Consider the following 10,030-nt stretch of genomic DNA (forward strand, 5'->3'; position numbering starts at 1 on the left):
GCGGAGCAGGCTCCATATCCCTCGCTTCGGCCTTTCGGCCCAAGCTCGATCTTTTTGCCGCTCCTCCTCTTCCCTGAAAATACTTCGCATTTTCAGGGGCTTGGGGACGGGGTTGCGGACCGTCGGCTCTGGAATGATGTCCGGGCCTCGCCCGGAAAATTCGGTTTACGCGGACTTTTTATGGTGTGCGGACCAAAGCAGCCATGCGAAGGCAAGACCGCCCAAAAGATTCCCGATGGTCACCGGCAAGAGATTCCCCAGCAGGAAGTTTCCCCAGGTCAGGGCCGAGATATCCAGACCAGCCGCCGTCACAACCGCACCGGCACCGGGCAGCGTCAGCGCCATCAGACCCGCGGGGATGTAATACATATTGGCCACGCAGTGCTCGAACCCACAGATCACAAAACAGCAGACAGGGCCAAACACGCCCACAGCCCGGCCCACAGAGTCCTCTGCGCACAGGGCCATCATCACGGCCATACACACCAGAATGTTGCACAAAATACCAAGGCCCAATGCTTCGGTAAAGGTAAACGAACATTTTGCAACGGCGGTGGAAATCATTTTTAGCACCAGCCCATCGGCCATATGCGGACCACTGAACGTTCGCAGCGCCCACGCCAGCAATACCGACCCGACAAAGTTGCCAAGGTACACCAGCACAAGGTTTCGGACCATTCCGCCCACACGAATGCGCCGTTCCCGAATGGAAATCAGCATCAGGCAGTTTCCGGTGAACAGCTCCGCTCCGGTCATCAGCACCATAATCAGCCCCAGCGGAAACAAAACCCCGCTGATAAGCTTTGCAATGGATGCGCTTTCAACGGAATAGCTGGCTGCGGCAGTCACCGCGCTGCCGATTCCAATGGCAAAGCCCGCCAATATTCCTGCCAGCAGAAGCTTTTTTACGCCGGACGAAGCCTTTTTTTCACCAATCTCGGTATACTTTTCCAAAAATTCAGCGGGATTCAGCATAACCTGTCCTCTTTCGCTCCCGCGCACGAACCGGGAAGCTTCTTTTAAAATGCCTCTAAAAAGAGGGCTCATACCCCGGCGGAGCCAATTGGCTCCGCCGGGAAATGCGGTTTAAAACAGGCCGGAAATTTTCCCCTGCGCGTCCACATCGATGCGGTCGGCGGAGGGAACCTTGGGCAGACCCGGCATGGTCATGATATCACCGGTCTTGGCCACCAAGAAGCCCGCACCGGCGTTCACCTTCAGGTCCCGCACGGTGATCTTGAAGCCACGGGGCGCGCCCAGCTTCCCAGCATCGTCGGAGAAGGAGAACTGGGTCTTTGCCATGCAGATGGGCAGCTTGTCAAAGCCCAGCTCGGTGAGCTGCTGCATCTGCTTTTTGGCGGCGGGAGCAAGCACCACGCCGTCGGCGCGATAGACCTTGGTGGCAATAGCGTTGAGTTTCTCCTCAATGCCCGCCTCCGCGTCATAGACAAACTGGAAGTTGTTGGGCTGCTCGCACAGGTGCATGACCTCCTGCGCAAGGGCCTCGCCGCCCTCGCCGCCCTTGGCCCACACCTCGCTGAGGGCCACGTTGACGCCAAGCTCGCGGCACTTGTCTTCCACCATTTTCAGCTCTGCGGCAGTATCGGTGGGGAAAGCGTTGATCGCCACCACGCAGGGCAGGCCGTAAACCTTGGTCACGTTCTCCACATGCTGAAGGAGGTTGGGCAGGCCCTTTTCCAGAGCTTCCAGATTTTCGTTGTTCAGATCGGCCTTGGCAACGCCGCCGTGATACTTCAGAGCACGGACGGTGGCCACCACCACCACCGCGTCGGGGTGGAATCCGCCTGCGCGGCACTTGATGTCCAAAAACTTCTCCGCGCCAAGGTCGGCGGCAAAGCCCGCCTCGGTGACAGTGTACTCGCTGAGCTTCATAGCCGTCTGGGTGGCCTGAATGGAGTTGCAGCCATGGGCAATGTTGGCGAAGGGTCCACCGTGGATCAGCGCGGGAGTGTGCTCCAGCGTCTGCACCAGATTCGGCTTAATGGCGTCCTTCAGCAGGGCAGCCATAGCGCCCTCGGCGTGGAGGTCGTGTGCCGTGACGGGCTTCTCGTCCCGAGTATAGGCCACCACCATCTTGGCAAGTCTTTCCTTCATGTCCTCCAGATTCTGGGCAAGACACAGCACGGCCATGATTTCGGAGGCCACAGTAATCTCGAACCCGTCCTCGCGGGGCACGCCGCTGGCCTTGCCGCCAAGGCCGCAGATGATGTGGCGGAGCTGGCGGTCGTTCATATCCACCGCACGCTTCCAAACGATTCTGCGCACGTCGATATCCAGCACATTGCCCTGCTGAATGTGGTTGTCCAGCAACGCCGCCATCAGATTGTTGGCCGCGCCGATGGCGTGGAAATCACCGGTGAAGTGAAGGTTGATATCCTCCATAGGCACCACCTGAGCATAGCCGCCGCCGGCCGCGCCGCCCTTGACGCCGAACACGGGGCCAAGGCTGGGCTCACGCAGGCAGACCACGGTCTTCTTGCCAAGCCGGTTCAGCGCGTCGGCAAGGCCCACGGAGGTGGTGGTTTTACCCTCACCTGCGGGGGTGGGGCTGATGGCCGTCACCAGCACCAGCTTCGCCTTGCGGGGCAGGTCCTTCAGGGCGTGAATGTCCAGCTTCGCCTTGTAATGGCCATAGGGCTCCAGTGTCTCCTGCCCAACACCCAGCTTCGCGGCCACCTCTTGGATGGGAAGCATGGCTGTGGACTGGGCAATTTCAATGTCAGTCTTAAATTCCATGGGTCATTTCCTCCTTAATCATTTATCTTAGATTGTCTCGGCAATTTCGCAAATCAGGAATGCGGAGGCTGACGCGCATCGCAGCAGCGGTTCCGCGTTCTCCGCCAGCGCCGCCTCGCCCGCGGCAAAGCGCACGCCTGTCCCCTCTACCGAGAGTTCGCCGTCGCCTTCCGCGCAGTAGACCAGAAAAACACGTTTTGCCTCCGGCGCCGCCACCGTCTGGCTCAGGCGGCTCACGCCGCCCTCGCCCAGCCGCAGACAAACCATCTGTCCTGCGCAGCGCCCCTTGCGGAGCATCAGGTTAAAGTCCGTGCAGATGCCCTCGGAGCGGGTAGGTGCGCCGCCGTCGAACCGGTGGACGCTTCCGGGGTTCAGCTCCAGCGCCTCTTCTCCATGGGTCAGGCGAATGGTCCCCCGCAGAGTGGACAGAAACCGTTCGTAGTCCGGCAGGGGCGTGAAATCCGAAGTCTCCAGCTCCACTGTTGCGGAGCTGACGCGCCACAGAAAGTTCCGCTCGGCGTAAACCGCCCCGGCAGGGGCAATGGCAATCTGCGTGGTGGTTCCCCCGCTCCAGCGGGAGGCGGCATATTCCTCTGGGGAGATGCGCCGAATTGTAGCGTTCATTATATCACACTTTCCGACTGAATCCATCGGTTTTTGATAATTTAAAGTGAATTAAGAACCTTTTCATAAATGGAGTCCGCCAAGGGCAGAGCCTTTGCCAAAAGCGCCTCGCCCTGTGCACGGTAGCGGTCGGCAAATTCCTGATCTTTCATCCCGGCGATGTTGATGAGCACGTTCAGCCACGCACCCTGAATCGCGGCCTTCAGGCTCAGAGCCGCGCAGCCCAAATCGCTGGCGGCGCTGGCGTTGGACTTGCCCACCACCCGGTCGGTCAACTCCAGAGCGGCATAAGACAGCTCCATCATCTCAAAGGGCGTCTCCGTGCAGCCCTTGAGGGCGGTGAGCATCGCGCCGGAGCGAGCGGTTTTTTCCTCGTCGCTGTCCTTGGGCATTGCAAACACGGCGGACACGGCGTTGAACGCCTCGGTGTCCCGGTCGATCACGTCCACAAACTTCGCCTTCAGCGCCTGCGCCTGATCGGCGACACCGGCGGTCAGTTCCTGATACTCTTCGTACTTCTTCTTTCCCTGCGTCAGGGAGCAGACCATGGCGGTCAGGGCCGCGCCCATGGCGCCCTCCAGAGCGGAGGCAGCTCCGCCGCCGGGAGCGGGGGCGTTGGAGGCCGTCAGGTCTACAAACCCGGAAAGTGTCTGGTCAACAAGCTTCATGTCCGCCTCCTTATTCCATGTCAATCAGGTGGTATTCCATCACCTGATTGCGGCAGTTGAAATTCTCAATCTTGAGATAGAACTCGGCGCAGTCGATCAGGGCCTTGGCGGGAGTCAGGCCCACCACCTCGGTGCCGAGAATGCGCACGCCGTACCGGTCGGCCAAGGCGCGAATCATCTCATAGGTGTAGTACAGGGGGGTTCCCTCATAGTTCACCATGTTCATGGAAACCTGCGCAATGTTCCGGTCCTCCAGCAGCAGGCCGATGGCCTTGCAGTGCTTGAAGCCGCCGGAGGAGCCGCGGATTGCCTTGGCAATCTCCTTGGCAACCTCCACATTGTCGGTATCCAGATTCACGTTGAAGGCAACCAGAGGCATCCGCGCGCCGATGGCAATAATGCCTGCGGTGGGGTGAATCTTCCGCTCACCGTAGTCGGGAGCCCACTCGGGCAAAAGCAGCTTCTCGGGCATTCCCTCGAACTGGCCCTTGCGGACCTTCGCCAGATTCACCCGGTCGGGGGAGCTTGCGGAATCCTCATACAGGAAGCTGGGGACCTTCAGCTCGTCCCAAATGCGCTGGGCCACATGCTTGCTGATTTCCACGCACTCCTCCACGGAGATATCCATGGTGGGAACAAAGGGAATCACGTCGGTGGCGCCCATGCGAGGATGCGCGCCCTCGTGCTTGGTGAGGTCAATCGTCTCAGTGGCCTTTTTGCACAGCTGGAAGGCGGCCTCTTCAATGCCCTCGGGAGAACCCACCAGCGTGAACACGCAGCGGTTGTGGGTGCCGTCGGACTGAACGTCCATCACCGTGCAGCCGGGAATGGAGTTCGCCACGTCCACCAGGCCCTGAAACACCGGCTCGTCTTTTTCCTTGCTGACGCTGAAATTGGGAATGCACTCTACAAGCTTTGACATATCAATTTCCTCCATAAAAAATATTGATGCCTTAGGATCAATCAGGTATCCGAAATTTATCCGCGGAAACAAGCACTCTGCGCGGCAAATCCGCAGCACCGCGTTTGAAACTATCCGCAGTATAGCACGGCTTCATCCAAAACACGTCTAATTTTAAAATTTTCAAGAAAATCAGCGGGATACTTCACGCATTTCAATTCGGCAGACTGTTTCAAAATTCTAAAAGCATCAGTAATTATTCGGAAAATTTTTATTTCTCTCCGCACCGTCTAATTTTTAAGATGCTTTTCTTTCAGCACCGCAAAAGGGACTTGTATCTTCTCCAATCCTTGTTAAAAATCCACATACACCCGGTGCGGAACAGCCTCTCGAAAAGCGGGACTTAACTCCCGGCGAACGGGATGGAAAAGCCCGGGGATTGGTGATATGCTGCCCTCATAAAGAGAGGATGTGAGGAATTTGATCGAATCCTTCAGCGAGCGGCTGCGCCGCTTTCGCCGAGAGCGGAAGCTGACTCAGTAGGAACTGGCCGACACACTGGGCGTTAGCAATAAGACCGTGTCCCGTTGGGAGACGGAGGGCGGCTACCCGGACGTGGAACTTTTAGTGCCTTTGGCTCGGGCGCTGGGCGTCACTGTGGACAATCTGCTGGACGGGGATGACCCGGTGCGTCGGATAAGCCAAACAGATTGGCAGAATCTACTGTCCTACGCGTTTGCTCTGGGAGGCGGCGCGATGTTTTTCCTGCTTGATTTATTTATGCCTACGGCAATATGCTATCTTGGGTATCTGGGCTGTATGGCTTACGGCGCATATCTTCAGCGATATTACACCTATCGCAGCCGCTGGTTTTTCGGGGCAAATCTCATCATGAACGCGGCGGTAAATCTGGCGCTGTGCACCCGGACGCTGGCGCTGATATTCGGATCGCGCTCTCTAGTCACGATAAGCAACCCGATAGTAGAACACCCGGAAACGCTTTTCTACGGGTTGCAGATGAATACGCTGTACGCCACTGGAGCCGCTTTGCTTCTGACGCTGGCATTGACGGCGGCGACAGGGTATGCTCTGCGCATATGGAGCACGTCGGAAGAACCGACGGCAGCGGCGCGATGCCTGCTTCGGATCTGCGGAGAATTAGAGAACACGCGGCGCAATGGCGCAAATCTGCGCCTTCGTATGGAAAAGCCCGGTTGGCAGCGGGTGATCCCGGCAGTGATTCCCCTGCTGGCCTGTGGCTATTGGTCTCTCTCTTATTTCACGCCGCCCCTTCTGGAAAAAATTGAGGCGGCGAAACCCCGATTCACTCTGCTGCTGTTGGCCTTGGCGGCGCTGTTCACGCTGCCGCTGCTGAAACGCGGCCTTCGACGGTTAATTCCTCTCCAGTGGGGGATGACGGCCCTATGCTGGCAGATGACAGGGCTGCTGCGGTACACCTATTGGCTGCCGCGCCTTCAGGAATACCGCGACGCGTGGGTCGGAACGGCATCCAACAATAGCGTTTCCATTATCGGGCAAGCATCCCCGGCAATGGCAGCGCTGGCGCTGTGCCTCGCGGCAATCTGGATCGTTTTCGGCTATGCGCGCCTGCGGTGGGAGGAATCCGCACCGCAAGAGGAAACTCCGGGTTGAGAATCATTTGCCCTCATCCCGGAAAAATGTTCATTCCAGCCGCCGCTTTCGCTTTTTAATTGATTGTTGCAACAATTGAGGCGAGTTTGGGGCTATGTCTGTAAAAAGGCCCGCCGAATCTGCATTCGGCGGACCTCCTTACAGTATGGAGCAGCCTATTGGTGAAAAAGCTTCTCAGTGAGGCGCTCAGCCCATCAAATAGCCGTATCGGCTGAACACCGTGAGAATCACGCATTCGATATCCTTGGGCAGGGCATTCTCCCCGTCCAGATCGGCTTCGGAAACCGTTCCGTTCAGCCGGACCAGAACCTTGCGCCTGTCAAGGGGCAGGAAGCCGGAGTTGCCCTCCGTTTCGTCAAAGTCCTCCTTGCTGTGGAACAGGGTAAACTTATCGCGGTAGGGCGCGGAGTCGTAGGGGCAGAACACGGCGCAGTTGCCGCACTCGTTGCACATACGGTCCACATGGAGAATCTCCCGCCGCCCGTCGGGCATTTCAATGGAGACATTGGCCCGGTTGGGACACACATCGGCGCAGCTTTCGCACACCACGTTGCAGCTCAGGCACCGCTCTCCCTCGCACTTGGCGGATTCACACAGGATGCCGCGCTTGGCCACCGCCTCCTCCCGGGAGGACTGGGCGTTTGCGGGGAAGTTCACGGAATTACGGAAGGTTTTCAGCACCTGATTGGCAAAGCCCTGCGCGTCCGCGATGCACTCCACCACCGTGGCGGGGCCGCGGCGCACGTCGCCGCCGCAGAACACGCCCTCCAGATTGGTAATAAAGGCGGGGCAGCCAATGTTATCCAGCTTAATGCCGTTGTCCGTGAGGAACTGGGTGTCCACCTGCTCGCCCACGGCGGAAACCACCGTGTCGCAGTTGATTTCCACGGTTTCGCCCGTCTCCACCGGCACGCGCCGACCGGAGGCGTCCGGTTCGCCCAGCTTCATCCGCTTGCACAGCAGCGTTCCGTTTTTTTGCTCAAAGGGGCTTACCAGCTCCAAAAAGCGCACGCCGTCGGCAATGGCAAGGTCCAGTTCTTCCGCGTCGGCGGGCATATATTTCTTCGTCCGGCGATAAACCAGCGTGGAGGACTTGGCCCCCGCCCGCAGGGCGACGCGGGCCGCGTCCATGGCGGTGTTTCCGCCGCCGACCACGACCACATGGCCAAGGGACACCTTTTTCCCGTCCTTCAGGTCCTTCATCCAGCCGATGACCGGGGCCACGTTGCCGGAGATGCTGAGGTTGCCGGGTTTCCACGCGCCCACGGCGAAATAGATGTGGGTATAGCCCTGCGCCTTCAGCTCAGCCACGGAGGGGGCAGGCGCGCCGCAGCGAACCTCCGCGCCCATCTTCAAAACCAGATCCACATCTTTCTGAATGGCCTCGTCGCTGATACGGAAGCCGGGAATGACCTGACGCACCACGCCGCCAAGGGTATCAGCCTTTTCAAAAATGGTGCAGGGGATTCCCGCCCGGCCAAGGAAGAACGCCGCAGACAAGCCAGAGGGTCCGCCGCCCACGATAGCGGCCTTCACGCCGTTATTGGCGAGGACGGGGGCCTTGAGCGTGCGCATCACCTCGTCATAGCCCTTTTCCGCCGCCACCAGCTTGGTGGCGCGAATCTGCACGGAATCCTCGTAAAAATTCCGGGTGCACTTGTCCATGCAGTGGTGGGTGCAGATGGTTCCGGTGATAAATGGCAGGGGGTTTTTCTCGATAATCAGGCGCAATGCGTCCGCATACCGGCCCTGATGGCACAGCTCGATATACTCCGGAATGTCCTGATGGATGGGACAGCCGCCCTCGCAGGGGGCGGTGAAGCAGCTCAGCAGCGGCACCTTTTCATACAGCTTCCGCCGGGGCAGGGGCTTAACCGGCTTGACATGATATTTATCCCGCCGCGCCTCCAGCGACAATGCCTCGATGCCCTCCACATCCACGGAAATAAACGGCTCGTAACGAAGCTTTTCAAGCTTCTCGGCAATCTGCTTAAAGCGCTGATATCCGCCGGGCTTCAGCTCTGTGGTGGCCATGGTGATGGGCCAGATGCCGCAGGCAAACAGCTTGTCGATGTTGAAGAAGTCTGCGCCGCCGGCATAGGACAGGCGCAGCCGCCCGCCAAATTCCTTGGCAATACGGGCCGCCATGATGGTGGTCAGGGGGAAGAGGGACTTGCCCGCCATATACATTTCCTCAGAGGGCAGCTCCTTGCGCTTCACGTCCACGGGGAAGGTGTTGGACAGCTTCAAGCCGAATTCCAGGCTGTGCTTTGCAGCCAGCGCCATCAGCCGGTGGAACATAGGCACCGCGTCGGCGTACTGCAAATCCTCCTGAAAATGGTGCTCGTCGAAGGCAATATAGTCATACCCCATGGAATCCAGCACGGTGCGCGCCGTCTCATAGCCCAGAATGGTGGGATTACACTTCACAAAGGTGTGGAAATGCTTTTCCTCAATCAGATAACTTGCAATCCGCTCAATCTCGTCCGGCGGGCAGCCGTGGAGCGTGGAGACGGTGACACTGCGGGAAACCCGAGGGGAGATGGAGGCAATGAACTCCTCCTCCGCAGGGAACATCTGCCGCAAAACGGCGATGCACTCTTTAAAAATCGGGGTTTCGGACGCGTCGGCCATGCCGTTTAGGAAATCGTCGATCTTCTTGCCCTTGATGCCCTCGAGGTCATAGCCAACGGACATGTTGAACACGAACCCGTCGGGGTCGCCCAGCCCGTACAGCCGGGCCATCATTTTGCAGGCGCACCAAGCCTTTACGTATTCCTCAAACGCCTGAGAGACATACAGCTCCGTAGACCACTCGCAGTTATAGCACTCGTCCTCCGCCAGAATGCAGGGCTTGTTGACGCAGGCAGCCAGTTCCGCGCCGTCCATTTTCTGAACGGTTTTCAGCTCGAAGAACCGGGCACCGGTGTAGTATCCGGCGATGATGTTCTGCGCAAGCTGGGTGGCGGGACCTGCCGCGGGGCCAAAGGGAGTTTCAATTTTTTCACCAAAAATGGGAAGGGTCTTCGTCCCGGCCAGATAGGGCCGACGGGCGCCGAACACGGTACCCTCCTGCTGGTGCTCTGAGACGGTCCATGCCATCAATTCCCGAAACGGGATGGGGGTCATCAATTCGCTCATTTCCGTTTACCTCCGTTATATTTTTTCCTCATGCCTTAAAGGACGGAGCGGGCTGTTCCGCCGCCACGGCGGACGCCCCGTCCCTTCATCTCAATACTCTCTGTGGTTCAACCGGCCCCAAAGACGCTTGGAGCTTTCCAGAATGCGGGCGTTAACCGCGTCCTCGTCAATCTCGGTCAAAACCCGGTCCTTCATCAAAACCTTGCCGTTGATCATGGTAGTCTTGCACTGGCGGCCCGTCATGCCAAAGAGCATGTGTCCGCCGATATTCTCATCGGAGAAGGGG

The 10,030-nt window shown here is 58.6% G+C and carries 7 protein-coding genes and 1 pseudogene; 1 reads left to right on the plus strand and 7 read right to left on the minus strand.

Annotated features, from left to right (window positions below):
* Positions 1–165 precede the first annotated feature (165 nt).
* The 5 genes from RTK01_RS04155 to ftcD all read right to left on the minus strand — a co-directional run bounded on the left by RTK01_RS04155 (position 166) and on the right by ftcD (position 4,971).
* Positions 166–975, minus strand: coding sequence for a formate/nitrite transporter family protein (locus RTK01_RS04155; RefSeq protein WP_312279764.1), 810 nt, complete (start codon positions 973–975; stop codon positions 166–168).
* A gap of 111 nt (positions 976–1,086) precedes the next feature.
* Positions 1,087–2,757, minus strand: coding sequence for a formate--tetrahydrofolate ligase (locus RTK01_RS04160; RefSeq protein WP_294857258.1), 1,671 nt, complete (start codon positions 2,755–2,757; stop codon positions 1,087–1,089).
* 27 nt (positions 2,758–2,784) lie between these two features.
* The gene (locus RTK01_RS04165; RefSeq protein WP_312279765.1) at positions 2,785–3,381 is read right to left on the minus strand and encodes a HutD family protein; all 597 of its coding nucleotides are present in this window, start codon (positions 3,379–3,381) and stop codon (positions 2,785–2,787) included.
* A 41-nt stretch (positions 3,382–3,422) separates the two neighbouring features.
* Entirely contained in the window at positions 3,423–4,049 is a 627-nt protein-coding gene (locus RTK01_RS04170; RefSeq protein WP_312279766.1) for a cyclodeaminase/cyclohydrolase family protein, read from the minus strand.
* A 10-nt stretch (positions 4,050–4,059) separates the two neighbouring features.
* A complete protein-coding gene (gene ftcD, locus RTK01_RS04175; protein WP_293009999.1) occupies positions 4,060–4,971 on the minus strand; it encodes a glutamate formimidoyltransferase in 912 nt (303 codons plus the stop codon).
* A 525-nt stretch (positions 4,972–5,496) separates the two neighbouring features.
* Between ftcD and RTK01_RS04180 the strand changes: the two genes are divergently transcribed.
* Positions 5,497–6,603: a helix-turn-helix transcriptional regulator gene (locus tag RTK01_RS04180; RefSeq protein WP_312279769.1), complete on the plus strand. Its 1,107-nt coding sequence runs from the start codon at positions 5,497–5,499 to the stop codon at positions 6,601–6,603.
* A gap of 186 nt (positions 6,604–6,789) precedes the next feature.
* Here the strand turns inward: RTK01_RS04180 and ygfK are convergent, their stop codons facing one another.
* Together ygfK and RTK01_RS04190 are read right to left on the minus strand one after the other, a co-directional pair.
* The gene (ygfK, locus tag RTK01_RS04185; protein ID WP_312279767.1) at positions 6,790–9,744 is read right to left on the minus strand and encodes a putative selenate reductase subunit YgfK; all 2,955 of its coding nucleotides are present in this window, start codon (positions 9,742–9,744) and stop codon (positions 6,790–6,792) included.
* A gap of 90 nt (positions 9,745–9,834) precedes the next feature.
* Positions 9,835–10,030, minus strand: a pseudogene (locus RTK01_RS04190) (chlorohydrolase); the annotation flags it as partial.

Origin of the sequence: Oscillibacter sp., assembly GCF_031978065.1 — a bacterium.
GTDB lineage: Bacteria > Bacillota > Clostridia > Oscillospirales > Oscillospiraceae > Oscillibacter.